This window comes from Pseudomonas sp. PF05, assembly GCF_056521845.1.
The window spans coordinates 80971-104445 of the sequence record NZ_JBWLPW010000007.1 but is presented as its reverse complement, the minus strand read 5'-3'; the positions used below and the strand labels follow the sequence as shown (position 1 = coordinate 104445).

Below are 23475 nucleotides of genomic sequence, written 5' to 3'. Positions count from 1 at the left end.
ATGGTTATCAATTGTGGTCTGGTCCCGATTAGAACAGAGGCATGATTGCGGCAGTGGAGATCTCGGTCGATATTGTCAGGCAAGCGTAAGTTGACTTCACTTGAACTGAGCAACCAGCCAATGCGTCGATGTACAGCGGGGCACCTGAAGCGTCAGCGAAAACTGTCTGCCAGGTTCCTGGCCTGCTGAGTCGCGGCCTCACGCGCGTGCCGATCGACGTCTTCCCCCAGGATGGTTTTCTCCACAATCACCGAATGCACATCCGTGATGCCGATAAATTTCAGCCAGGCCTCCACGTAGGGTTTCTGGAAGTCGAAGCGCTCCGCCGGCGTGATCGATTGCGCCGAAAAATCCAGGCCGCGGGCGTACATCACCACGGCAAGTTTATTGTGCAGCATGCCTTCCAGACCGCGTTGCGGATCAACGCTGAACAGGATGTCTTTCTGCGATACCAGGTCGATGAAGTGCTTGAGTTTGTACGGGATGCTGAAGTTCCACAGCGGTACGGACATCACCAGTACATCCGCACGGTGCAGGTGACTTGCCAACGCTTTTAACGTGTTCCAGGCCTCTTGTTGTGCAGTGGTCAACGGCGTGCCATTGAGCCCGGCGTATTTGGCTTCCATGGCCAGATCATCGAATTCCGGCAGGGCCATGTTCCAGAGGTCGAGGGTGATGATCTCGGTGTCCGGGACGTTCGCTTGATAACGCGCAATGAAGCTGCGCGCGACTTCAAGGGAAGCCGAACGCTGCTTGCGTGGAGAACATTGAATATGGAGAAGAGTCGTCATGGCACACCTTGAATCAGGGTAGGTGGCAGCATTGCAACATAGTTGTAATTGAAATATAAATCGTAAATTACGGCTGGATTAATCACGATTGAAACTATGTTCGACACTCTGCTGCTCAAGACATTGGTCACGGTCGTCGATGAAGACGGCTTCAGCCGCGCCGCCCAGAAGCTGCACCTGACTCAATCTGCGGTCAGTGGCCACGTGCGGCGATTGGAAGAACAGATTGGTAAACCCCTGTTGACGCGCACCACCCGTTCCCAGCAACTGACGGCCGATGGCGAGCGCCTGGTCTCTTACGCGCGCACGATCCTGGCGCTCAACCGTGATGCCTGGACAGACCTGACACGCACGCCGTTTCACGGACGGCTGCGGATCGGGGTATCCGAAGATTTTGTCGAGGCTCGATTGCTGCGCACTGTCCAGGATTTCGCCGCGCAGTATCCCGGGATGGAGATCGAGGTGCAGGTGAACATTCCGGGTACGTTACTGGCGCTGATGAAGCAGGGGCATCTGGAGGTGGTTATCGGTTCGCTGTGCGAAACCAGCGAAGCGGGGCTGTTGCTATGGCAAGAACCGCTGGTGTGGGCCTGGTCGGCGCAACCCGTCGCCCGATTACCCACGCCGTTGCCGCTGGCCCTGTTCCCCGAGCCGTGCCCTTATCGCGAGGCCGCGCTGACAAGGCTGGCGCAGGCGGGGATCGCCCAACGCACAGTGATGTTGTGCAGCAGCACGGCCGGGTTACGGGCGTCGGCCTTGGCAGGCTTCGCGGTAGCGCCCATGCCACTGAGTCAGTTGGGGCAAGGATTGGCGGTCATTGGGGTAGAACATGGGTTGCCGGATTTGCCGGATGCCCAATGTCGGCTGTTCACCTCGCCTGATGCGGATCAGACGATTGTGGCAGCGGTCACTCAGCTCATGGTGGAGTATTGCGCTAAGCGCACGGCTTGATTGTCATTTCGAGGGGCGCCTTGGGTAGCGATCTCAATACGCGTCAGTTACTGCGAGCCCGAACAACATGGCATGGAGCAGGCTGAAGAGCGAAGGGGACGATTCATTTGCGTTCACATAAAAAAGGTGCTCACCCGAGCACCTTTCATGCGGATCGACAGCGAGACTGCAGGACCTAATTCAGATCCTCAGGCTGCATTGTCAGAATGATTTTGCCGACATTCTCGCAAGACTCCATCCGCCGATGCGCATCGGCAGCACGTGAGAGTGGGAACGTGCTATCCACCACGGGTTCCAGGCTTTGCGCGCCATCGAAGCGATCGAGCCAATGCTCTCGGAAGCGCTTGATCATGTCGTGTTTCTCCGGCTGTGTGCGGGACTTCATGACCGTGCCGATGATTTGCAGATGACGATAGAGGATGTGCTCCAGCTCCACCGTCACCTTGCCGCCACCGCCGAGAATACCGACCTGCACCAGGCGGCCACCGTGAGCAAGAGAGGCGATATTGCGTGTGAAGTAAGGCTCGCCGACGAAGTCGATAACGACGTCAACTCCGCGACCCTTGGTTTTATCGGCAATGACTTTTGCGAAGTCCTGTGTCTTGTAGTCAATGGCAACATCGGCACCCAAGTGCTCCACACGCGATAACTTGCGGCCCTCGGTCGTCGCATACACCGTCGCGCCTGTGGCATATGCCAGTTGCACAGCGGCAGAGCCCACACCACCAGCCGCGGCATGAATCAGCACACAGTCGCCGCGCTTCAGTCGAGCCAGGTGCATCATCGCTTCATGGGCGGTAACGAACACTTCAGGAATTGCCGCTGCATGCACGTAGTCGAGTTGCGCAGGAATGGGCATGGCCATGCGGTAATCGATGCGTGCCAGTTCTGCATAGGCACCGCCTCCAACGACGCCCATCACGCGGTCTCCCACCTTGAACCCGATCACCTCGCTGCCGGTTTCGATCACTTCCCCGGCGATCTCCAGCCCCATGATCGGCGAGTCACCGAAATTCGGATGGCCATAGCCACCGGTTCGGTGGGTCAGGTCCGCCCGGTTCACGCCGGCTGCATACACACGCACCAGCAAATCGGTCGGGCGCACCTCAGGGTTGGCGGCGTCTGTGAGTTGCAGCACCTCTGCCGGGCCGAACGCTCTGATGTTGATGGCTTTCATCTTAGTTTTGCTCCAGTTTGGCAAGCGTGGCATTGGCAATGGCAGAGGCGGTGATGGCGCTAGGAAACCCCACATAAAACGCCAGGTGAGTTATCGCCGCCGCCAGTTCGTCATGGGTCACCCCATTGCTGATCGCCCGCCGCAGGTGCGCGGGCAACTCCTCGCAATGGCCACCGGCAATCAATGCGGCCACTGTGATCAGGCTGCGGTCGCGGGGGGCCAACGCCGGGTCGCTCCAGATCTGCGGATAAAGCGTTGAGTCGATGAATTGCGCCAGTTTTGGTGTGAATGCTCGGGCCGCTTCGCGGGGGCTGCTGAAATCGATATTCGACATGGAAAGTCTCCTTACACCTGGCTGATGAATTTGTGAGTGAGGTAGTGCTCGATACCTTCAATGCCGCCTTCCGAGCCGTGGCCGCTTTCCTTCATGCCACCAAACGGAAGCTCGGTGGCAACGATGCGGTACTGGTTGATCCCGATCATTCCAGCCTCCAGTCCATCGGCGACGTCGATTGCAGTACGGGCGCTGGCGGTGAATGCATAAGCCGAGAGTCCGTAGGGCAAGCGGTTGGCTTCTTTCAGGCCATCGCCCAGGTCATCGAAGGGCATCAGCACCGCGATGGGCCCGAAGGGTTCTTCGTGCATGACGCGTGCGTTCATGGGCACATCCGCCAGCACCGTGGGCTGGAAGAAAAAACCTTCCCCCGGGAGGGCTTCGCCGCCGACCAGTACCCGTGCGCCTTTCTCGACTGCATCGGCGACCAGTTGCTCCATCTTGGCCAACTGCCTGGCGTTGGCCAGCGGTCCGACCTGGGTCTGTGGATCCATGCCGTCGCCGATTACCAGGGCTTTGGTCGCCGCGACAAAACGATCGACAAACGCTTGATAAGCATCACGCTGGATGAGGAATCGGGTCGACGAGATGCAGACCTGGCCCGTCCCGCGAAAGCGGTTCGCGACACCTTCGACCGCTGCCTTTTCGATGTCTGCGTCTGCAAATACCAGCACCGGGCCATGGCCGCCCAGTTCAAGGGTGATGGGTTTGACGCCCTCGGCGGCGCGAGCCGACAGCAGCCGCCCGATGGGCACCGAACCGGTGAATGTCACCTTGCGAATGATCGGTGAGGCAATCAGTTGGCTGGAGACTTGATCCGGTACGCCGAAAATCACTTGCAGCACGCCTTTGGGCAAGCCTGCATCGTCCAGGGCGCGAGCCAGGGCCAGTGCTGTGGAGGGGCTTTCTTCTCCCGGTTTGAGTACCACGCTGCAACCTGCGGCCAAGGCTGCCGAGAGCTTGCGGGCGGGGGTAATCGCCGGGAAATTCCACGGAGTGAAGGCAGCGACCGGGCCAATCGCCTGGCGTTTTACCAGTTGCAGTACACCGGGGCGGTTGGCCGGCACGACACGGCCATCGATACGGCGTGCGCTTTCGGCGAACCACTCGAAGTATTCCGCTGCGCGGACCACTTCATCCATGCTTTCGCTCAGCGGCTTGCCTTCTTCGAGCGTCATCTGCGCAGCAATGTGGGTGGCTCGTTCCAGGATCAGATCGGCGGCGCGCTTGAGGATTTTCGCGCGCTTGTCAGGAACTGTCCGGCGCCATTCTTCGAAGCTCAGTCGAGCCACTTCCAGGGCGCGATCGATATCGCCCGCGGTGGCGAGGGGAACTCGGCCGATTTCGCATCCGGTGGCGGGGTTGACGACTGCGGTGGTCGCGCGCCCTTGTGCATCGATCCATTCACCACCGATGAAAAGATGAAGCTGATCGTAGGAATTGCTCATGATGTGGCCCTTGGGTTGGTTGTCAGGGGGGAGTACGGCGCCTTGTCGGCTGTGCCTTCGTGTGTACTCAGGCAGCCCGTGAAACCAAGTCTATGGAAGGTGAACCGTTTGATTTAGCCGGCCACAAGGGAATCATTGTTGTCCCCAGAGGTAATATCGAGCGCGGCAGGGGACGTGTAGCATCCGCCTTTATTCCGAGTGGGTTGCAGCTCTACAGGACGATCAGAATGGACAAGCTTTCAAATATGTCGGTGTACGTAAAAGTGGTTGAGATGGGCAGTTTCACGGCCGTGGCGAACCATCTGGACTCCACCGTCGGCAACGTCTCGCGCGCTGTTTCCGCACTTGAAAATGTGCTGGACGCCCGACTGTTGCAACGCTCCACCCGGCGTCTCTCGGTAACCGACGCAGGTCGCAGGTTTTACGAGCGATGCATCAAGATCCTGGCTGACCTTGAAAGCGCGGAAGCCGAAGCGAGCAACGCGGCGTTGAAGCCCAGGGGGACATTACGGGTGCACTGCGTTCCTGGACTTGCCCGGCAACTGGTGACCGGCGCGGTGCTGGCGTACCGTGAGGAGTTTCCCGACGTGACCGTGGATTTAATGCTCTCCCAGCGCATGCCCAACCTGCTGGAGGACCAGTTGGATGTCTCCATCCTGATTGCACGCACGCTGCCGGATTCAGCCTATGTCAGTCAGAAGATCGGCGTCAGCCATTGTGTCCTGGTGGCCTCTGCAGAGTACCTGGCGCGGCACGGCAACCCGGCGACGCCAGAGCAACTCTGCGAGCATCGATGCTTGCTGCTGGGGACGGTGGATTATGTGCGGGATGAGTGGCAGCTCAAGAGCCAGTCGGGTGACGCTACCTTTGTCCCTACGGGGCCAAGTTTCAGCGTAAATGACATGGACGCAATGGCGGTTGCTGTGCGGGAGGGGGCCGGGATCGGGTTGCTGGCCGGCTTTACCGCGATTGATGATCTGCGCTCCGGGAAGCTGGTGCGGGTGCTGCCTGACTACCATACGTACGAGCGGAACGTGTATGCCGTCTACACGTCTCGACAGTTTGTCGACGCAAAGATCACGCGCTTTATCGATACGTTAAAGGCTCGGGTAGGCGTTCAGCTGGCGAGCACCGCTCAAGCACTTATCCATTGAATGTGTTGATGGAACGGCGTCCTTGCGCCTCAGCGGATGGGGCGCTGCCAAGCCAGGACGCCGGGCGCTCGGCGATTGTGAGGGACACTGCTCAAGGGTGATCGACAGCCGCTCTCACATCATCCTCACACCACCGCCGCTGCAATCGCTTTGGAACGCCAGGCAAAAGCCAACACCATCAGCAAGCCCAGACCCGCCATTGCCGCCCCGGCCAGGGAGATCGCCGGATAACCCAGCCCGGCATTGATCACCGCACCCCCGAGCGCCGCACCAATGGCGTTGCCGAGGTTGAAGGCGCCGATATTCACCGCCGAGGCCAGGTTGGGCGCGTCCTTGGCCGCTTCCATGACGCGCATCTGTAGCGGCGGCACCAGGGCGAAGCTGGCGATACCCCATATCAGGATGGCCACGGCGGCCGGCAGCGGCCAGCGCATCAGTACGGTGAACGCCAGCAAGACCAGAATCAGCACGCTCAGCGAAATAATCAGGGTGCGGTCGATCGAGCGGTCAGCGGCCTTGCCGCCCCACATGTTGCCCAGCGTCAATCCCACACCGAACAGCACCAGCATGGCCGTGATGTAGGCAGTTGACGCGTGGGTCTCGCTGCTGAGGATCGGCGCGATGTAGGTGAAGACGGTAAACATGGCACCCGAGCCGACGATGGTCAGGGCCAACGCCCCCAGCACCGGACCACGGCCCAGTACCCGAATTTCGGCCAGTACACCGGCGCTTTGCGGTGCCGGCAGGTTGGGCAGGGCGAACCACAACGCGGCCATGGTCGCCACGCCGAGGCCGGTAATACCCCAGAAAGCGGTGCGCCAGCCGAACAGTTCGCCAAACCAGGCGGCCAGCGGCACACCGCCGATGGTCGCCAGGGTCAGGCCCATGAACATGGCCGCCACCGCCCCGGCACGCTTCTCTGGGGCGACCACGCTGGCGGCGACGATCGAGCCTACGCCAAAGAACGCACCGTGGTTCAGTGAGGTCACCACCCTGGCGACCATGAGGCTGTAGTAATCGGTCGCCAAGGCTGACATCAGATTACCCAGGGTGAAAATCGCCATGAGCCCGATCAGCAGATAGCGCCGAGGAATCCTGCCAGTGGTCAGGGTCATCAGCGGCGCGCCGAGCAGTACGCCCAGCGCGTAAGCACTGACCAACAGACCCGCAGCGGGAATGGAAACACCGAGATCCGCAGCGATGCCCGGCAACATGCCCATGGGGGCGAACTCGGTAACGCCGATGCCGAAGGCACCAATGGCGAGTGCGACAAGTGGTGGATTGATACGCATGGAAGGCTCCTCATCTATGCCGCCAATGCTACGATCCAACTTTTTCAGGCGGTAGATAGCATTTCTGGCAATCACCTTTGCGTAAGGAGCACAAATGGACTTCAACGGCAGGTCCGGTGAAATGAGCGTGTTCGCCACCGTGGCGCAAGAAGGCAGCCTTTCAGCCGCCGCGCGTGCATTGGGGCTGACACCCTCGGCGGTCAGCCGGATCATCGCGCGTACCGAACAACGCCTTGGCACCCGCCTGCTGCTGCGCACCACCCGAGCGATCACCTTCACCGCCGAGGGCGAGGCGTTCCTGCGCGGCGCCCGACGTATCCTGGCCGACATGGCCGAGGTCGAAGAAGCCATCGCCGACCAGGGCGTACCCAGGGGCCGCTTGCGCGTCAGCGCCGCCCTCGGCCATGGGCGGCAGACCATCGTTCCCTTGGTGGCAGCCTTCAGCGCCCGTTACCCCAACATCGTCGTCGACCTCACCCTCGGCGACGAAGTGGTCGACATCCTCAGCGGCCAGGCCGACGTGGCGGTACGCTTTGGTCATCTACCCGACAGCCCACTGACCGCGCGCAGGCTCGGCGACACCGGCCAGGTAGTGGTGGCCTCGCCCGACTATCTGCAACGCCACGGCACCCCCCAGGAACCGGAAGACCTGCTACGGCACAACTGCCTACGCTTCAACTTCCGGCGTGCCGAACCCAACTGGCCGTTCATCCGCGACGGACGAGCGTTCTCCCTGAAGGTCAGCGGCAACATCGAATGCAGCAGTGGTGAAGCGCTGGCACAACTGGCGCGAGTCGGGGCTGGCATTGCGCGTATCGGCGAGTTCAGCGTGAGCGAGGACCTAAAGCGCGGCGATCTGGTACCGCTGCTGGAAGAATGGAACCCTGGTGATCGGGAACCGATTCATGCGGTGTTTGTAGGGGGGGCGGCAATGCCGGCGCGGGTGCGGTTGTTTGTGGATTTTTTGGTGGAGCGGCATCGGATGTGAGGGAGGGTGTTAGCTGATTCTTGCGGGGGGATGCTGTTTGCGTTGAGCGGGTGGTGTTCGACATATGGCTATTTGTGAGGGGCCGATTTCGGCCGATTCTGTTGAAAAAGTCGATCATGGTTTCCACGGCAGAAAAGTACGCGTCCGAGATTGAAATCTTTACTTTTGGCAGAAGTTTCCAGACGCAGATTTCACGCAACAGCGTGCAAAAATGGCGTTCTCACTAGGCAATGGCCAAGCAGTTTTGGATAACCGACTTTTTCAACAGAATCGGCCAGAAGGAGACGTTCGGTTTGGTACATTTTTGAATCAAAAAGGCGGTTCTTACACAGCAGGATGAGCAACGTGCTGCGCTGTTTTTTTTCTCCGCCGAACGGTGATCCGATGTTCGGCGGAGAAATAATTTGCCATCTACCATGGAGATAGAGGGATCTAGCCATAAGCCTCAGAAACGGTGCTTGATACTGAAATAGGCTCAGCATCCTATCTAATGCGTACGCTAAGGGGATAGACATGACACCGCCAGTGATAATCATCAAGCGGCCTTTTTCTGTCGAGCCGCTTTCAGGAGCGATGCTCCCAGATGGCATCTTCAATAGTGCAATAAGAGAGCAGCTAATCAGCGTTTACATCGTAAATAATTCGGGAATGGATATTGAGTCCTTGTGGGTACGGACGAAGTCTACTTCTGATTACACAATAATTGCACCTCACCAGTTTTTTTTTCGGCGAGGTCTAAAGCGTGGCGCTGCAACCCTCGTTCAGTGGCTCGCTGATTTTAGTGCTGCATCCCCTGGGAAAAGGACTTTGGTCTTAGAGTTCGGTGGGCAATCTCGTGACCAAGAGGAGAAGGCTCATTATTGGGACGGTTTCGCCAGCGCCCGCATATTTATTGCGTCTACGCATTTTAATGTCGTAACACGCACCTACACCTGCGACGTGCCTGAAGGTTCTCTTTCGATCAGGTTTGAGAACTCGGAACAATCACCACCTATTTCTATCTTTAATGGAGACACTCACGTCCAGTTACCGTCAACGCAGTTTCCACAGAGATTTTCGTGCGCACTTAGCTGCCAACCAGGCTTCGAATTGACCCTCCCCTTCGAAGACCCTTGGTGGAAAGTCGTAGCTTGGATTATTGCTGCAGTTGCAGGAATTGGTGCCTTTTTGGAGGCGGCAAAAGGCCATGGGGCCGCAAAGGTGGGAATCGGTGGCCACGGACATGACAATCCTGCTGACTATGAATGGTGTGTACCTGACCCTTTGGCGCTTGGTATGCCGAGTACGCCCGCTGGCTTGTTGTCAACAATCGCCAATGCGGCAATTCTCGTTGGGATGAGTGACGCGGCTGATCCATGGGAGCGAGGCCGACAGAATGCGAATCTTTCAACGGGGGAAGTGCCTATTTCAGAACACATTGATGTTGAAATTATCTATCCACATGAAATGTGCGCAGGGGCAGCGTTCGAAGTTGGAATCAATTGGCGGTACACGTCATCACTATCTTCGGGCAGAACGACGTTGCTTGATGTTAATGAGACTGTCAGGAACGAACATGCGGTCAGCTGGACTCTTGACGCTCCTAAGCAAATTCTTCAAAACGAACCAATTTTCATAAAGGCACGCGCAATTCGTCCAGATGGGAGTATTTTTAGAAGCGATGAACTTTATGGCTTTGCGATTTTCACCACACCGGGTTCTGCACGATCTTTCCGAGTACCTCTCTTGGATGATGGTATTGGTCTAGACACATATGAGTCAGACGGGTGGTTCACTGCCGGGGGGTTAATAGAAGAGTTTCTGGGCAAATATGGTCCGTTTGAGCCTGTAGGTGAATGGACTATTCAGTGTTTCGCCCAAGACGTGAATGATGCCGATGCGAAGATGCCGCCGAAGATTGCGGCTACGCATATTGGAGGAGTACCTCTTATTGCACCTTTTATTGCTTCACGTACCAACGGCTCTTCTTGTACTGCAGCGGAAATTATAAAAGTTATCGTCAAGAGTTTTTTTTGAGGTCTTAGAATTTTAAAATAGACCGATATTGGATCGCGAGCAAAAGTCTCATCTAACGACAAACTAAATTTCGGTTATATCGAGTTTTAAATACGCCCTAAATTGATGGTCCGCTTTTGGCCGCTTTCTGCCAGTCACGACAGGTTGAATCCACAGCCAAAAGCGGTCGTTTGTGAATGATTTCTTTAGGCCAAGTAGAGCTGATGGCGTTTGCTTATGCATGCTGGCAGAAACGTCGCCACGCACCGTAAGAATCGGACAGAAACGCCTCTGCCCCACTGCCCCCCATTTCAGCCGGATGACGATAGCAGTGAAAACGAATAAAGCGCTTAACGCGCTCGCAATAGACAGGTTCCGTGCGAATCGAGTAGCGTCGCGGGCGAGTTTTTCTACAGCTCCTGATCGGGGAAATGGGCATTTCCATGCATGGCGTATAGGGAATGCATAACAGACCAAAAGTTTCCACGCACAATTAAGGCAAGGGTATTGGTATGGGACACTCGCATTAAATGTGCAATCCAAACTCAGCGGCGCCTAGTGGTTCAACGAACTGTTCGCTTCGCTCTCCGGGACAGGCTGCAGCCCGCTCCTCAACCAAACGTTAAGCGCCACCAAACAAACCCAAACACCGGAGTTAACTTGAAGATTTTAAAAAGAAAGTGGAGTCAAATAAGCCGCATCCACAACACTGATGCCGTTAAGTCGTTGTATATGTGGCTGTTTATCGTACCCATATTGGTCAAAGCGCTCAGCGAAGTCCCCTCAGACGTCAACTTCCTTGTCGCAGGCCAGATCATCCCCATTAAAATGGAGTTGCCATTTTCATTTTTTTGCTTTTACTTAAGCGCTTTTTTCTTTGTGTTATCGAATTTGCTTTTTCAAACAAAGTGCCCTCAATTAATAAAAGATCATAGCTCATGGAGAAGCTTCGCGGAACACGGGAAAGGCAAGGAGCATCTTTCTGATTATGTAGACGGCCTTGATGTTTCAGAAGAACTGAAAGAAGCAGGGTGGGATGCTGAATTCACAAACAAACCTGGTGGGCGGTTGCAAGACCAGTTTTGGAAGTTTCATAATTTGGGAGAATGGCAGGCACCAAAATCTAGAGCTATGGCTATTGGATTCACCTATTTGGCATTTATCTTTATGGCCTGGGTCATCATCCAGAACTTGCTAACCGTTGCAAAATACGCACTTCTTCACTAGACCATCAATTAAAACCTTGTAAGTATCTATGACTAAAAGCATAAGGGTGACACTTAACAATTGATAGAGTGGGGACGTATTTCTTTAATAAACAAATCCCTTTCCGTTGGTTATTGCGTAGGTCAGAGGGCTGTCCACGGTACTGATGCTGAGGGACAGCTTCTGGCCGAAAGCAACCCGTTACTCCGGATAGAGCTGACTTCCAGTTTGCAAGATGACCTGTCCGGATGTCTTCTCGGGTGCCGTCGAGAATGAGCCCGCGGCAATGGGTCATCGATGGCTCGCAGCCGCGTTGGTTGTGTGTACCTTGGCCAGGCGCAGGCGCCAGTCGCCGCCATGCCGGAGGCGGCATTCTTCTTCGGAGTCGAAACTGACGCAGCGGGCCATATGGGTGACGTGTAAGCCGGCGTCGTTCAGGGCGGCGGCGGTCAGCTCACGCATGCGTTTGTCTGCCCCCGTTGAGAGGGCGTGTTCCTGGCTGGCGCGACTGTCGAAGATCCAGATCACGCGCAGGCTTTGGGGGAAGGCGCGATAGTCGACGGTGTGGGTCAGCCAGGCGAAGCCCGGGATTTCAGTTTTGGCGGTTTCACAGGCTTCGGTCAGGGTGGCGATGAGACGACGCTCAATACGGGCGTCGTCACGTGAGGTGGATGGCATAAAAGGCTCCAGGCGGGGTGTTCAATAGCCCCGCCGCTTCAAGTTTTCAATCCGCGCTCGCCACCGGCATAACGCTGTGCGAAACGGGGACATGTGCGAAACGGGGACAGACCACGATTTTGCGTTCACCTTTAATCGGACCGCCTCACAATCGTGGTCTGTCCCCGTTTACGCTCTTTCAACAGAATCGGCCAGAAGCTGCCTGTCACGAAAGGCATAAACCCGCCCATAGCGGGCAGGAGCGGTGCGTATCCGTGAGCAAAGGAATTCGAAGCAATTTTTTTATTTTAATTCAGTAGCTTATGCTCATCTACATTGAACATGCCGCAGACATCAGACCTGCTCTTGGGACTATTTGGTAGATCTTGGCCAAAAAAATCGACACGCAGGACGTCCGTGTCTATTCTCTGCCTATCCTAATATTACAGGTATGGCATATGTCAATTCAGAATATATGTGCGTGCTTATGAAAGCCCAGAAGCTATATGCGGGGCGGTTTACAATTCCGCCAATTTTACAACAAAAATAAAAAAGATCGAAATATAGGAGGGCGATATGATTAACGTTAGTATGAGGTTCAATGACGGGACTTATGAAAGTCTAAAGGGTTGGGTTCAAAGTGGAACTCTTGATCTTATGGAAGGTGCATATTGGTTGGTAGCCGAGCTTTACGACATTGAGAAAACGGGGTGGATCAAAGGCAGTTGTGTGGCGAATGGTACGGCAATACGTGTTTGGCATCTCCAACAAAAGCCTTGCAATGTATTGTTCAGGGATAGAAAGCCTTCTCCCCTTCAATTAAATCTAACCATAGATAGAGCCATTAATGGTGACCAGAACTGGATTGAACTGGGAAAATCTGTCTTGGTGGAGCCGTCCGGCCCATAATGACACAAGGTGCCAAATGAAAAAGTCAGTTTTATCTTTAGTTAATTTGATTGAAGAAAAGTCCAAGAGTGACCCGGTGTCACGAAGGATATGGTCTACGGCCAAGATTGCTAATAATTTTGCGCGAACCATTAAGAGCCTTAGAAGTCAGCTGGAATGGAGCGAAGAAACACTTGCAAAAAACATTGGCTGCTCTGTAGATGTAATTTTTAACATGGAGAACCCAACCCCAAAAAATATACCGAAACTTGAAGATATGATCGCTATCGCTCAAGCCCTCGGAGGGGAGTTAAACGTTGATATAAAGCCAGTCGAAATAAGCTCCACAAGTAAAAGTTCCTCCACAAACGCTCTTGTCGAAATAATGCACGATTTTGCTCTATTAAGGCAGCAATACCTTTTAAATCCTAGTGAGCATGAATCTCTTGCTGTTGTTTCGATTAACTCGGAGGGGCATGTAAGGCTTCCTGAAGCCATTGAGGTTGAAGTGGATAGCGAGGCCATTTTCCACAGCATTTCTATGCAGGTAAAAATTGATGAGCGCTAATGGGTGGTCATCATTGCTTGGGTTAATTGGAACAATCCTACTAGCGGTAGTACCCATTCGGGTTGAATGGTTCAGGTTTAGAGCAAGAAGGTTAGATGGAGTTACTCCATCAAATCCTCACTTGGCGGAATTAGTTAAGCTATCAAAAGATGCTCGAGAAGTTATAATAGTGGCGAAGTGGACTATTCGCGACTCTATTTGTGTAATTTTGGGGGTTTTCTTCTTGATGATTTCATATATTATTCAATTGTCATCATAGCCATTTCTTGGAGTTTTTTTAGTCTTGAAATGTTATGGATGCTCTGAAGCGCGTAATTGGGGAAAAGGGGACGCCCATTAGCCGGTCTCAAGTCAAGGCTAAAAGCCAACTCGGATTTATTTAACTCAAGATAAATAGATATGTCTCCGTTATTCGGTCCCCACGTTCTCCGAATGGCATGGATTGAATGTGAGTGTTCCGGTCCATTCATTTTTGCGTGCGGGTTGTTTCCAACGTCGAAGCAATAAGTTCGCGTAGCCACATATGGGCAGGATCGCGATGCAGTCGCTCGGGCCATAACATCAGCATTTCAAACCCGGGAATGGCGAGCGGAGGTGTCTGGACGTGAAGCGCTGGCTCATGTTTCACCAGCCTTTGCGGCACCACCGCAACCAAGTCGCTGTGCACCAATGCTGAGACCAGCGAGTTGAAATTGGACACGGACAATACCACTCGCCGTTCCAGACCTTCAGCTGCCAGCGCATGGTCGGTACTGCCGACGAAGCCGGCGCCATCAGGTGACATGACAGCATGTTCAAGCGCGCAGAACGCTTTGAGCGACAGCTTGGTTGCCAGCGCGGGATGGCCGCGCCGCGCCGCCAGCACATAGCGTTCGTGAATCAAGGAGCGCTGACGCAACTTCGGCGGCGCTTCATCGCGGGTGTGCAGCGCCAGATCGATCAGGCCGTTCTCCAGATCCTTGGCATAGTCGCCAGTCGGTTTATTCACAAGCGCCAACCGCGTGTACGGGGCCAGGTGCCTGAGCCGCGAGAGCGACGGCCAGACCAAGGCAGTCGTCGCATAATCACTGGCAGCGATCTTCCACGTTTGATCGGACCGACCGGGTTCAAAAGCACCAACAGGACTCAGTGCGCTTTCCAGCGCGGCCAACGCGTCACGCAGGGGCCCCTGCAATTCGCGAGCTCGCTCGGTGGGCGACATCCCTCGGGGGCCTGGCAGTAAAAGCGGATCATCAAGAAGATCCCTCAGCCTGCCCAATTGCAGGCTGACGGTCGGTTGCGCGAGATTGAGCAAGCGCGCTGCCCGCGTCACATTCTGCTCGGCCAGCAAGGCATCCAATGTGACCAGCAAATTAAGATCCAGACGACGCAAGCTATTGTGCATGCAAATACCATGTGTTTCGGGAATTCATTTCTATCATAGCGGATGCGTGCTTACGCTGAGGGGCACATTCAACGCGGAGCCCTCATGAAAATACTACTGATCTACGCCCACCCCGAACCTCGTTCGCTCAATGGCGCGCTCAAGGATTTTGCGATCACTCACCTGGAAACAGCAGGCCACGAGGTCCAAGTCTCAGATCTCTACGACATGCGGTGGAAAGCATCCCTCGATCCGGACGACGCCCCTGGTTATGACGCAGAAACGCCTTTCAACCCGGCACTTGAATCCCAGCGTGTATTTGCCGCTGGCAGCCAACCGGCGGACATCCAGGCAGAGCAGGCTAAACTGCTCTGGGCCGATGCCGTCATCTTTCAATTTCCGCTGTGGTGGTTCTCGATGCCCGCGATTCTCAAGGGCTGGATCGAACGCGTCTACGCCTACGGGTTTGCCTATGGTGTCGGCGAACATAGCGAAAGCCACTGGGGCGATCGCTACGGCGAAGGCAGCATGACAGGCAAGCGCGCCATGTTGGTGGTCACAATGGGCGGTTGGGAATCCCACTACAGTGGCCGAGGGGTGAACGGCGCGTTGGATGACCTGCTATTTCCTATCCAGCACGGGGTGCTTTTCTATCCTGGCTTCACGGTCCTGCCGGCCTTCCCAATCTATAAGACCAGCAAGATGGACGCCGCCCGGTTCCAATCCATTTGCACGGCTTATGCCGCTCGCTTGGATAGGCTCTTCAGTGATCAACCCTTGCCATTTCGTCGCCAGAATCACGGCGATTACGAAATCCCGGCGTTGACGCTTAAGCCGCATCTTGCTTCTGGTCGTTGTGATCTTGGTATTCATATCAGTGACGGTGAGAGGGTTTAAGGTAAAACGTGCATTGGAGGCTTGAGCCCAAGGGCGCTAGTAGTCGGGTCGTGCGCCTCAGGATTGATCATTCCTGGATGTCAGTAATGACGGTCCCGGCGATGCTCAGGGTGACCCCCTCTCTGAAGACCCTGGCCGGTGTTGCAAAGCCCGGCTGGCGTTCACCGTTCAATACTCGGCGCGCCGCTTCGACTGCCGCCAACGGCGTATAGGAATAGCCGTTCACGGTTTCAATCACAGAGCGTGTGACGCTGCCACCGAGCCCAGTGACTTCAACCACTGCGCGCGCCCGATTCGCCTTCCTTTGCTCAAGCGTCGGCCCATCAGACAGTTGCGACAGATCACCTTCGGGAAACGCGTCGCCTGCGATATGCACGTACACGAGTGTAACTGCGGGCTGAAGTAATACCTGGAAACGACTATCGAAAGAGGGGCTCTTGCCCAATCATCGCTCCCAAACGGCGCTTCAGCAATGATAGTGCTTTTCGGGGTTGCCTGATTTGCGCAACAACTATGCCGATAGTGTTCCCCGTTCAGTTTCAATAACGGGAGGAGTTTTTTTGAAGTCCGATCTTGGCATTCGCAGCAACGCAGGAGAGGTGCGCCTGTAGTACGGGGGATGGCCGCTGAGGGGGGCGGCAGAGGCTGAAAAGCCAGAAATGAGTGAGCGATCTGAGCGTTTTGGATCGACGCGCCACTTTCAAAATCGCCAGTGGTCAAAGTTGGCCAGAAATATGGCTACTTCAGACCATCCCTAGCGCGTGATAACCAAAGATCGTCGTGTAGCATCGACCAATGAGTAGTGCTACAGTCATCCTCTCCCTACGCGTTTCTGCACCAACTTTAGAAGGTTTGTGAATGATAAAGACTATCCCGCTGTGGAAAATGATGATGATCACCAAAGGTAATAAAACAGGGTTTGCAGTACTCGCATCCTTACCTGTTTTCATCGTTGCCGGTGCATGGATGTTTCTTGAAGGGTTGCAAAGTGGGCAAAAGCGTCAGGCTGCAATGGGGCTTATCTGTCTGGTTTTTTTTGGTGCGTGCGCCTTGCTATTTGTACCTTCAAAAAAATATATTCCCGGCAAGACATTTCAGGGTTATAGAGATAAAAGACTCAGTACAAAGACGGCCTTAAATTACGGTTATGGAATCATTGTTTTTATTTTTGTGGTTTTTGTAGTTCTTGCGCCGGAGTATGCTCTGAAAGCAATAGCCTTCGGATTAATAGGTATCTTTAGCCTTTACGCTCTGTCAAAAAGCTTAAAATTTCACGCGGATGTCGATTTTTCGACAAATGAATATTTGGCAACCGCTCTGGGATTTCCTGTAGGGGATAAGATTCTGGTCAGCTACCAGAATTTTGATGCTGACAAGCTTGAGGTTGGTAGCAATGCTTTTGCCGCAACAGCGACAAAGTTAATTGTAGCGTGGTTTGATGGGCATCTTTGGGAAAAGCTGTCACGAGACCTGAAGCAGATCTCGCATATTGGTATCATTGGCGATGAAAATCAAAACTACTTCGTTAAATTGCAATTCGATGATGGAGCCGATGTTTTGTTGTGTATGGGGCTATTCGAACGGCTCACATCAAGTCCCACTCTGGTAATAAGAAAGCTGTTGGAAGCAATTGATGCAAGTCTACTTGGTGGTAGCGGCGCATCACAGGTAACACAAAGGCGTCGGGTAGTGGTCGACTCTGGAACTCCAGCCTCGACTTCACACGTTGTTGCACCTGAGGCCGCGCTTGCATCCATACCATCTACGCGCAACATTGAAGTTTCCCCTGGCGTATTAATTGCTATCCAGAACGCCGAAGAAGTTGTTCCTGGCCGCAAGCTGGAGCTTTAACATGTCTCATTGTACAAAGTTTGAATTTTCTTACGTTAATGAAGAAGCCATTGCCAAAGCATTCGGCAAGATGGGTCTTAGCCCAACGACTGGTCTGGTTTCCGTATTTGCCAGCGACTTCAGTAAAAAGGTTTTGAGCAAAATCGGGTATCTGGGAAAGCAGCAATTTAGAGCTGTTTGTGGCCAAACGGCTGATAAATTCAATCTATTTGTTTGCCAAATTGAGGAGGGGGCCTACAAACTCCTCATCGAACGGGGAACTGTTTCAACCGACGATGAAGCGATAATGGCTGATTTGGCTTTGCGCTTTCAGAAAGCGTACATCAGCGTAGCCATCGATGAAACCATCAAGCGCATAGACGCATCAGGTATTCCAGCAAGAGTGAAAGAAACGCTTCAAGGGTTCGAGGTTGAATTTGGACCTAACTATGAATACAGCATCCATGTCACCTTTACGGGCGATGAAATTACGGAAGAGGTGCATGGCGTGAAAGGCGACATTTGCACAAAGCTTACCGAAGAGCTTGAATCTCTACTTTCTAGTCCTACTGCGGAGCTTGTGACTGAGTGGAAGCCGGAATATACCGTAGTCCATGAAGAGCAAACCCTTCAAATTCTCAGCGCGAATTTCTAAATGAAAATCAATGTACACCACATGGAGTTGAGCTGCGTTAACGGCCCCGGGTTGCGCTTGACATTATGGGTACAGGGTTGTGCGTTGAATTGTAAGGGGTGCTTCAATCCGGGGACCCACGCTGGAGAAGTGAATACGCTGATGACTGTTGATGAGTTGGCGCAGAAGATAAATGCGCTGGACATAGTTGGGGTTACCCTCTCTGGAGGGGAGCCGCTCGATCAGGCGCCAGCCGTGGAAAAATTAATACATGCCGTCAATGGCGAGAAAAATTGGATACTTTATACAGGCTATACGCCAAAAGAGATATTCCAGAATGAAGCCATGATTCGTGTTGTTAAAGCCGTAGACTTGACGCTGGCTGGTCGGTATCGGCATAACGCAAAACATCCCTATCAGTACAAGCAGATTATCAAGACCAGCGACAGAGTCGACGTTGACTTTTTCCGTGCTAGAAGAGTTGTCGAGTTTGTCGTTTCAAATTCCGGTGTTACCAAAACCGGTCTTCCGATGCATATATAACCTAAGTTCAAGCGCAGGGATAACAAGCATGGACCGTACCAAGCAGATAACAGATTACCTCAAAGCGCGTTATGCGATTTTGGTCCTTGAATCTTTCGAGGAAGAGCGCGCACTCAATAGAATTTCTGAGATCGCCAAGGCGCTCAGCCATCGATTGTTCGTTTGGAACTCGACGCTAGGAGTTCAAATAAATGGCGTCGTGGCGGGGGATAAAACCTTTGATTTGAAAATGGCCTTGGACTTTTGCGAAGAAAAGGCGAAGGAGGAAGGCAGCAAAAATATTTTTGTTTTTTGTGATGCTCATAACTACCTTGCCTCAAGCTCAAATCCTGTCTATCGTCGTCGACTTCGAGATTTAGCCATCAATATCCGCTCGCGTGGATATCGAAGCAATTGCATTATCATTGCGCCCAGCTTTGAAATTGCCAATGATCTTCAGAAGGAAGTCACGTTGATTGATTTTCCTTTGCCTTCAAGAGATGAAGTCAAGGCTCAGATAGATAATTTTGTTAATTCCTGGCAAGGCAACAGCAGCGTTAAGATTGATCTGTCTAGCGAAACCAAAGATAAACTCATTGATGCCGCTTTGGGCCTCACGGGATTGGAAATTGACAATAGCTTGTCTCGTTCATTGGTATCTAGTTTGAGTGTTGATGAAAATACCGTAAAAGATCTGCTTTTCGAAAAAAAACAAATCATACGGAAAACGGGTATCCTGGAATACATTGACTCAAAGGTTAATCTTGAGGATGTTGGAGGACTGGCAACTCTCAAGAAATGGCTCCATTTGCGTAGCCAGTGTTTTGGGCAGATTGCTCAGGAGTTCGGTGTCGGAGTTCCAAAGGGTTTGCTCCTGACTGGAGTTCCTGGTTGCGGTAAATCTCTAACGGCGAAATGTGTATCGTCGTCATGGAACATGCCCTTGCTGCGTTTGGATATGGGAAAAATCTTCCAAGGGGTAGTTGGTTCTTCAGAGTCCAATATTCGTTCCGCGCTACGTACTGCCGAAGCTATTTCACCTTGCATCCTATGGATCGATGAAATTGAAAAAGGACTTTCCGGCTCTTCCGGAGGAGCATCTGATGGTGGTACGGCTACACGCGTATTCGGCACGCTATTGACCTGGATGCAAGAAAAAATGGCGCCTGTTTTTGTGTTTGCTACCGCTAACAACATCAACAGCTTACCTCCAGAGTTTTTGAGAAAAGGACGATTCGACGAAATATTCTTCGTTGACTTCCCGTCGACATTAGAAAGAAAGAAGATTCTTGAAATACATCTGAAGAAACTGAAACGTGACCCAGAAAAATTTGATTTGGATCGATTGTCTGCTTTAGGAGGCGAGTCGAATTTTGGTAAAGATATTGTGCTTTCTGGTGCTGAAATCGAAGCTTGGGTTGGGGAATCGCTGATTGAAGCCTTCTCACGGCGGATGAATGGCTCTGATGATGCAAGCGACCTGACTATGGCTGATTTTGAAACTACTATTTCGCGTTTAGTACCCATGAGCAAAATGCGGAAAGACGAGTTTACAAAGCTTCGTGATTGGGCGAATCAAAATGCAATTAGCGCTTCGGCTATGGTTGCCGGTCAAAATGATACGGAAACTCAAATTGGCGGCAGGCAAATTGATTTTTAATCTGCGATGATTTATCCGTGGGTAGGGTTTTTGCACAAATTTCGGCTGATGGTCTGGTCGGTAAAATGACTGCAAGAGCAAGCCAGTGCTGCAAAGTACCAGACGACTAACTGGTCACCCTGATAGATGGCGGCCCAACCGCTTAAACACTAGCGACATGCCCATGCGGATCAACAGAACCGAGCGGGCCCTGGGAAGAAAGGATGACCTCTATGGCCAACACTTCTTCCCTTGAAACAGAGTTCCGAACCGCTGGATTTGGACATTGGTGAGCGGGGTAGCCATCGACTCAAAGCGTGCACGCTCGAACCGCTGCTTCTGGCCCGACCGCCGCCCATCATGACAGGCAGAAATCGACCAAAGGAGCGCTAGCCCTCGAAGAAGAATCTAAGGCTCAAATCACTTACTCGTATCCATACGCACATTGCGCAGGCACGGTTTCCAAGTATGACGCGTACAGCGGCTCCGAAAAATAGCCGATCATAATCGAGCAACAGAGGGCGCCGATTGAGCTAATCACTGCTGCTGCCCATAAGGATCCATCGTTGCCCCAAGGTGTGGATATCGAACGCAAAATCCCAAAACACTGGGTAGGCTGGGTGCCCTTTTGCAAACCAGAATGAGGTTACGTTTTCGGCCTGATCGAGATTCACTGATTGAAACAAGGCTTCGGCTAAAGACAGAATTTCCGAGCGCTTAGTCAACAGATCCAGTGGCCCATAACCGCCGTCGCCCGTGTGAAGCAGCAGCTCCAGTACTTGGCTTCTGGCATCCTCTACAGACACCGAGGTCGCGTTACCCACAACACAATCTTTGGAAACAGAACCACGAAGGGCTTCTTCGAGAGTTTGGTTTATACCAAGAGGGCCGTAGGTATTTATCCAGACGGTATAGTTGTGTCCCTCCAAGAGGTGTTCGAGTCTGAGAACATCATCTGGTCTGCTGTCTATCACTATTTGCATGCTGGAACCACGGGGGCGGCCTTGGGTGAACGCAGTTTACTGAGATTGATCAGCTTGTTCGTTGGTTGGTCTATCTTGGGCCGAAAACCGTCGTCGAAAACTCTTGAGTTCAGCACCAAACAGGCTGCGTGCCAATTCTCGTATAGCCCCATACACGAGGCGTTTCACCTTCGATCGAAAACGGAAGGTTGTGTTTTCTCAGTGTGGACAGCAACCAATCGAGCGAAACCGCTCTGAGTTCGATCCACTCGATTTCCGCTACCGGATGGATGTGGTAATGCCAGTCGCCATCCCAGTCTGTGCAATAGCCGCTCGGAGCTAAGACACTGTGCAGTCTGAATTCCGGTTGCATTTGCGGCGAGCCAAGCATTGCTTCGATCAGCTCGGCCCATTTGGTTTGATTCATCACTGGCAAAATCGTGCCGGCAGCCAACAGCCTGCGAAGCTTCGCTTTCGCAGCATCGTCGGGCTGGGGAAGTTGCTGCTTAAAATCCGTGCCCCTCATTGAACCAGCGGTTCCTTCTGTAGTTTGTCGAACGTCTCCAGCGCTGCGCGGAACTCCTTCAGGGAAAAGCTTACCGGATGGTTTTCCGCGTTCCAGCGAGTAGAAATACCCACTTCCAGCTTGCCGGAAACGCTCCAGCCGAAACGCCGCCAATGCACGGTGTCGCCGTCGATAACCTGTTCGACCATCAGCACGGTGCAGTCGAAGTCCATATCGTCGCTGCACACCAGCAATGGTACAAGGGTGGAGCTGCTGTCCTCGCCGGGAATGAAGCGGCGCCTGGCGATGGCATCTTCTTCCTCATCCATCAACCACATTAAGGAAAGACCAAGCAGGGCGACACTAGCGTCATTCAGGTGGGAGGCCAACCATTGCTCGATAGCCACATCGTCAATGGTCAACCACGCGCAAGTGCTGCGGGAGAAGGCCGCTTGATGGTAAGCGGCGTGGATGCGGTGATGCATGAAAAATCCGTCTGTTAATAGAGGATGCCTAGCAAGCTATTGTGCCGATTTTGAAAGAGAAATCGAGGTCAGACCACAGTTATTAAGGGGCGGTTGGGCGGTGATAGTTCCACGGACGTTCGCGTTAGGAACTCCGCTGAATGGCGTGGGCGTAAATCTCCTGGGCTGCTTCCCTATGGACACAAAATGATGGGTAGAAGTGAATCTCATGCTGGAATTCCGGCCATTGACCCGATTGCTGCCTGCAGAGAAATGCGACCTCAGCTTCTACTGTTTCCAAATCCCTTAGCGTAGTGGGCTCTCCTTCGTATTCGGCAGTCCACACGCTTAGAGCCAACCTATGTCTCAGATTCTTCCACTTGTACCCGTGATAACCGCCTTTGCCCTTCGCTCGGAAACCAAACGAAAGACGTGAAGACATGGGTTGGGACGCTATGCCTACGTACAGGAGTTTGCCGGCTGCTGACAACGTGTACAGCTTCGGATGCTGACGTGTGCTCGCGGGTTTCGAAAATTTGCATTGCGCCCCGTTCAAAAAAAGGCGGTAGGGTCCTTCGTCAAAGAGCTCAAGGTGATATGCCTGTGGGGGGCGTAGCTTCATGTGAAAAGGCTCCGGGTTTGTGTGCTGACTGCAAGCGTGGAAGGTGCAGGGGTTTGGCTAAGACTAGTATCTACGAAGCCATCGAGTCGACTGCGAAAACGGGCGCCTTTAGGCGCCCGTCGTTTCATCAGCTTAAAGCCTGCGCCTGAAGTCGCCGACCAATCACCTCCAGCAAATCACAGCCATCACGCAACGGAATAACCAGAAGCTGTGCAAAGTCCGAAAGCACCACCGTGTCACTGGCAATTTCAGAACGAAACGCAATGTTTTCCAGTACCTGGGTCACCACACGTATTCGGTGATCAGCGGTTGCATGCAGAACGTCAAGAGGGGCTTGGGTATCAATAAGCAGGGAAGCGGGAGTGCAGTCGATGCCGGTGATGGGGATGTATCTTTCCATGGGATTGCTCCGATCAGGTTAATGGGCTGATCCGATCCTCAGGTCGCCAAACCTGATCGCCATTGAGCGATGGGCATCACTATAGATTTTGTCTGATTGGGTGGGGAAGGTGACGGGTTCCTAAAGCTTCGTAGGAGTTGCGATCGTTTTTTGCCGGAGGGATCTGACATGGCTGGCTCGGCTGATTC

Annotated in this window: 25 protein-coding genes and 1 pseudogene; 12 read left to right on the top strand and 14 right to left on the bottom strand. The window is 53.4% G+C overall.

Translation table 11 applies throughout. The features are described from left to right. Positions 1-152 precede the first annotated feature (152 nt). Entirely contained in the window at positions 153-791 is a 639-nt protein-coding gene (locus AC09SL_RS13710) for an FMN-dependent NADH-azoreductase (protein WP_058544753.1), read from the bottom strand. Positions 792-887: 96 nt separating this feature from the next. Here AC09SL_RS13710 and AC09SL_RS13705 point away from each other — a divergent pair, with 96 nt between their 5' ends. Further along, entirely contained in the window at positions 888-1742 is an 855-nt protein-coding gene (locus tag AC09SL_RS13705; protein WP_058544754.1) for a LysR substrate-binding domain-containing protein, read from the top strand. Between the two features lie 175 nt (positions 1743-1917). On the opposite strand, the gene AC09SL_RS13700 is transcribed toward AC09SL_RS13705, so the two are convergent. The 3 genes from AC09SL_RS13700 to AC09SL_RS13690 are packed head-to-tail and all read right to left on the bottom strand — an operon-like array spanning position 1918 to position 4701. Continuing rightward, complete coding sequence (locus AC09SL_RS13700; RefSeq protein ID WP_058544755.1) at positions 1918-2919, bottom strand: NAD(P)H-quinone oxidoreductase; 1002 nt, start codon at positions 2917-2919, stop codon at positions 1918-1920. A 1-nt stretch (position 2920) separates the two neighbouring features. After that, the gene (locus AC09SL_RS13695; protein ID WP_058544756.1) at positions 2921-3253 is read right to left on the bottom strand and encodes a carboxymuconolactone decarboxylase family protein; all 333 of its coding nucleotides are present in this window, start codon (positions 3251-3253) and stop codon (positions 2921-2923) included. Positions 3254-3264: 11 nt separating this feature from the next. Further along, the gene (locus AC09SL_RS13690) at positions 3265-4701 is read right to left on the bottom strand and encodes an NAD-dependent succinate-semialdehyde dehydrogenase (RefSeq protein ID WP_058544757.1); all 1437 of its coding nucleotides are present in this window, start codon (positions 4699-4701) and stop codon (positions 3265-3267) included. Between the two features lie 227 nt (positions 4702-4928). Here AC09SL_RS13690 and AC09SL_RS13685 point away from each other — a divergent pair, with 227 nt between their 5' ends. Then, positions 4929-5855 (top strand): LysR family transcriptional regulator, encoded by a 927-nt coding sequence (locus AC09SL_RS13685; protein ID WP_058544776.1) that lies wholly within the window; start codon positions 4929-4931, stop codon positions 5853-5855. A 125-nt stretch (positions 5856-5980) separates the two neighbouring features. On the opposite strand, the gene AC09SL_RS13680 is transcribed toward AC09SL_RS13685, so the two are convergent. Beyond that, positions 5981-7147 carry an MFS transporter gene (locus tag AC09SL_RS13680; protein WP_058544758.1) on the bottom strand — a complete coding sequence of 389 codons (1167 nt, stop codon included), beginning with the start codon at positions 7145-7147 and terminating at the stop codon, positions 5981-5983. A 94-nt stretch (positions 7148-7241) separates the two neighbouring features. On the opposite strand from AC09SL_RS13680, the gene AC09SL_RS13675 reads away from it, so the two are divergent. Then, positions 7242-8135 (top strand): LysR family transcriptional regulator, encoded by an 894-nt coding sequence (locus AC09SL_RS13675; RefSeq protein ID WP_058544759.1) that lies wholly within the window; start codon positions 7242-7244, stop codon positions 8133-8135. Positions 8136-8326: 191 nt separating this feature from the next. Here AC09SL_RS13675 and AC09SL_RS13670 read toward each other — a convergent pair whose 3' ends face one another. Beyond that, positions 8327-8650: a hypothetical protein gene (locus AC09SL_RS13670; protein WP_155742083.1), complete on the bottom strand. Its 324-nt coding sequence runs from the start codon at positions 8648-8650 to the stop codon at positions 8327-8329. On the opposite strand from AC09SL_RS13670, the gene AC09SL_RS13665 reads away from it, so the two are divergent. Beyond that, positions 8649-10151, top strand: coding sequence for a hypothetical protein (locus AC09SL_RS13665; protein WP_155742082.1), 1503 nt, complete (start codon positions 8649-8651; stop codon positions 10149-10151). The two genes, AC09SL_RS13670 and AC09SL_RS13665, sit on opposite strands and share 2 nt — an antisense overlap. A 214-nt stretch (positions 10152-10365) precedes the next feature. On the opposite strand, the gene AC09SL_RS13660 is transcribed toward AC09SL_RS13665, so the two are convergent. Continuing rightward, positions 10366-10569 carry a phage integrase N-terminal SAM-like domain-containing protein gene (locus AC09SL_RS13660; RefSeq protein ID WP_231139240.1) on the bottom strand — a complete coding sequence of 68 codons (204 nt, stop codon included), beginning with the start codon at positions 10567-10569 and terminating at the stop codon, positions 10366-10368. A 221-nt stretch (positions 10570-10790) separates the two neighbouring features. On the opposite strand from AC09SL_RS13660, the gene AC09SL_RS13655 reads away from it, so the two are divergent. Further along, on the top strand, positions 10791-11357 hold the full coding sequence (locus AC09SL_RS13655) for a hypothetical protein (protein ID WP_058544760.1): 567 nt from the start codon (positions 10791-10793) through the stop codon (positions 11355-11357). Between the two features lie 270 nt (positions 11358-11627). Here AC09SL_RS13655 and AC09SL_RS13650 read toward each other — a convergent pair whose 3' ends face one another. Next, complete coding sequence (locus tag AC09SL_RS13650) at positions 11628-12014, bottom strand: hypothetical protein (RefSeq protein ID WP_058544761.1); 387 nt, start codon at positions 12012-12014, stop codon at positions 11628-11630. A 555-nt stretch (positions 12015-12569) separates the two neighbouring features. On the opposite strand from AC09SL_RS13650, the gene AC09SL_RS13645 reads away from it, so the two are divergent. Further along, positions 12570-12902, top strand: a complete 333-nt coding sequence (locus tag AC09SL_RS13645; RefSeq protein WP_058544762.1) for a hypothetical protein — start codon at positions 12570-12572, stop codon at positions 12900-12902. 16 nt (positions 12903-12918) lie between these two features. Next, entirely contained in the window at positions 12919-13449 is a 531-nt protein-coding gene (locus AC09SL_RS13640) for a helix-turn-helix domain-containing protein (RefSeq protein WP_058544763.1), read from the top strand. A gap of 466 nt (positions 13450-13915) precedes the next feature. Here AC09SL_RS13640 and AC09SL_RS13635 read toward each other — a convergent pair whose 3' ends face one another. Next, positions 13916-14833, bottom strand: coding sequence for a LysR family transcriptional regulator (locus AC09SL_RS13635; protein ID WP_058544764.1), 918 nt, complete (start codon positions 14831-14833; stop codon positions 13916-13918). A gap of 84 nt (positions 14834-14917) precedes the next feature. Here AC09SL_RS13635 and AC09SL_RS13630 point away from each other — a divergent pair, with 84 nt between their 5' ends. Then, entirely contained in the window at positions 14918-15709 is a 792-nt protein-coding gene (locus AC09SL_RS13630; protein WP_058544777.1) for an NAD(P)H-dependent oxidoreductase, read from the top strand. A 67-nt stretch (positions 15710-15776) separates the two neighbouring features. Here the strand turns inward: AC09SL_RS13630 and AC09SL_RS13625 are convergent. Continuing rightward, positions 15777-16091, bottom strand: a pseudogene (locus tag AC09SL_RS13625) (hypothetical protein); the annotation flags it as partial. A 476-nt stretch (positions 16092-16567) separates the two neighbouring features. Here AC09SL_RS13625 and AC09SL_RS13620 point away from each other — a divergent pair. The 4 genes from AC09SL_RS13620 to AC09SL_RS13605 are packed head-to-tail and all read left to right on the top strand — an operon-like array spanning position 16568 to position 20355. Further along, complete coding sequence (locus AC09SL_RS13620; RefSeq protein ID WP_058544766.1) at positions 16568-17560, top strand: hypothetical protein; 993 nt, start codon at positions 16568-16570, stop codon at positions 17558-17560. 1 nt (position 17561) lies between these two features. Then, positions 17562-18194 carry a DUF2997 domain-containing protein gene (locus AC09SL_RS13615; RefSeq protein WP_058544767.1) on the top strand — a complete coding sequence of 211 codons (633 nt, stop codon included), beginning with the start codon at positions 17562-17564 and terminating at the stop codon, positions 18192-18194. Continuing rightward, a complete protein-coding gene (locus tag AC09SL_RS13610) occupies positions 18195-18716 on the top strand; it encodes a 4Fe-4S single cluster domain-containing protein (protein ID WP_058544768.1) in 522 nt (173 codons plus the stop codon). It abuts the gene before it with no gap. Positions 18717-18744: 28 nt separating this feature from the next. Continuing rightward, entirely contained in the window at positions 18745-20355 is a 1611-nt protein-coding gene (locus AC09SL_RS13605) for an AAA family ATPase (RefSeq protein WP_058544769.1), read from the top strand. Between the two features lie 512 nt (positions 20356-20867). Here the strand turns inward: AC09SL_RS13605 and AC09SL_RS13600 are convergent. From AC09SL_RS13600 to AC09SL_RS13585, 4 genes are all read right to left on the bottom strand, one after another. Next, positions 20868-21317 (bottom strand): hypothetical protein, encoded by a 450-nt coding sequence (locus AC09SL_RS13600; protein ID WP_155742080.1) that lies wholly within the window; start codon positions 21315-21317, stop codon positions 20868-20870. Between the two features lie 109 nt (positions 21318-21426). After that, entirely contained in the window at positions 21427-21822 is a 396-nt protein-coding gene (locus AC09SL_RS13595) for a DUF6678 family protein (RefSeq protein WP_058544771.1), read from the bottom strand. Continuing rightward, positions 21819-22286, bottom strand: a complete 468-nt coding sequence (locus AC09SL_RS13590; RefSeq protein ID WP_058544772.1) for a hypothetical protein — start codon at positions 22284-22286, stop codon at positions 21819-21821. The genes AC09SL_RS13595 and AC09SL_RS13590 overlap by 4 nt, the downstream gene beginning before the upstream one ends. A gap of 728 nt (positions 22287-23014) precedes the next feature. Next, positions 23015-23287, bottom strand: coding sequence for a hypothetical protein (locus AC09SL_RS13585; RefSeq protein ID WP_058544774.1), 273 nt, complete (start codon positions 23285-23287; stop codon positions 23015-23017). Between the last annotated feature and the right edge of the window lie 188 nt (positions 23288-23475).

Coding starts and splice junctions, on each gene's coding strand:
- AC09SL_RS13710 (WP_058544753.1), bottom strand. CDS start 791: ATGACGACTCTTCTCCATATTCAATGTTCTCCACGCAAGCAGCGTTCG.
- AC09SL_RS13705 (WP_058544754.1), top strand. CDS start 888: ATGTTCGACACTCTGCTGCTCAAGACATTGGTCACGGTCGTCGATGAA.
- AC09SL_RS13700 (WP_058544755.1), bottom strand. CDS start 2,919: ATGAAAGCCATCAACATCAGAGCGTTCGGCCCGGCAGAGGTGCTGCAA.
- AC09SL_RS13695 (WP_058544756.1), bottom strand. CDS start 3,253: ATGTCGAATATCGATTTCAGCAGCCCCCGCGAAGCGGCCCGAGCATTC.
- AC09SL_RS13690 (WP_058544757.1), bottom strand. CDS start 4,701: ATGAGCAATTCCTACGATCAGCTTCATCTTTTCATCGGTGGTGAATGG.
- AC09SL_RS13685 (WP_058544776.1), top strand. CDS start 4,929: ATGGACAAGCTTTCAAATATGTCGGTGTACGTAAAAGTGGTTGAGATG.
- AC09SL_RS13680 (WP_058544758.1), bottom strand. CDS start 7,147: ATGCGTATCAATCCACCACTTGTCGCACTCGCCATTGGTGCCTTCGGC.
- AC09SL_RS13675 (WP_058544759.1), top strand. CDS start 7,242: ATGGACTTCAACGGCAGGTCCGGTGAAATGAGCGTGTTCGCCACCGTG.
- AC09SL_RS13665 (WP_155742082.1), top strand. CDS start 8,649: ATGACACCGCCAGTGATAATCATCAAGCGGCCTTTTTCTGTCGAGCCG.
- AC09SL_RS13670 (WP_155742083.1), bottom strand. CDS start 8,650: ATGTCTATCCCCTTAGCGTACGCATTAGATAGGATGCTGAGCCTATTT.
- AC09SL_RS13660 (WP_231139240.1), bottom strand. CDS start 10,569: ATGCCCATTTCCCCGATCAGGAGCTGTAGAAAAACTCGCCCGCGACGC.
- AC09SL_RS13650 (WP_058544761.1), bottom strand. CDS start 12,014: ATGCCATCCACCTCACGTGACGACGCCCGTATTGAGCGTCGTCTCATC.
- AC09SL_RS13645 (WP_058544762.1), top strand. CDS start 12,570: ATGATTAACGTTAGTATGAGGTTCAATGACGGGACTTATGAAAGTCTA.
- AC09SL_RS13640 (WP_058544763.1), top strand. CDS start 12,919: ATGAAAAAGTCAGTTTTATCTTTAGTTAATTTGATTGAAGAAAAGTCC.
- AC09SL_RS13635 (WP_058544764.1), bottom strand. CDS start 14,833: ATGCACAATAGCTTGCGTCGTCTGGATCTTAATTTGCTGGTCACATTG.
- AC09SL_RS13630 (WP_058544777.1), top strand. CDS start 14,918: ATGAAAATACTACTGATCTACGCCCACCCCGAACCTCGTTCGCTCAAT.
- AC09SL_RS13620 (WP_058544766.1), top strand. CDS start 16,568: ATGATAAAGACTATCCCGCTGTGGAAAATGATGATGATCACCAAAGGT.
- AC09SL_RS13615 (WP_058544767.1), top strand. CDS start 17,562: ATGTCTCATTGTACAAAGTTTGAATTTTCTTACGTTAATGAAGAAGCC.
- AC09SL_RS13610 (WP_058544768.1), top strand. CDS start 18,195: ATGAAAATCAATGTACACCACATGGAGTTGAGCTGCGTTAACGGCCCC.
- AC09SL_RS13605 (WP_058544769.1), top strand. CDS start 18,745: ATGGACCGTACCAAGCAGATAACAGATTACCTCAAAGCGCGTTATGCG.
- AC09SL_RS13600 (WP_155742080.1), bottom strand. CDS start 21,317: ATGCAAATAGTGATAGACAGCAGACCAGATGATGTTCTCAGACTCGAA.
- AC09SL_RS13595 (WP_058544771.1), bottom strand. CDS start 21,822: ATGAGGGGCACGGATTTTAAGCAGCAACTTCCCCAGCCCGACGATGCT.
- AC09SL_RS13590 (WP_058544772.1), bottom strand. CDS start 22,286: ATGCATCACCGCATCCACGCCGCTTACCATCAAGCGGCCTTCTCCCGC.
- AC09SL_RS13585 (WP_058544774.1), bottom strand. CDS start 23,287: ATGGAAAGATACATCCCCATCACCGGCATCGACTGCACTCCCGCTTCC.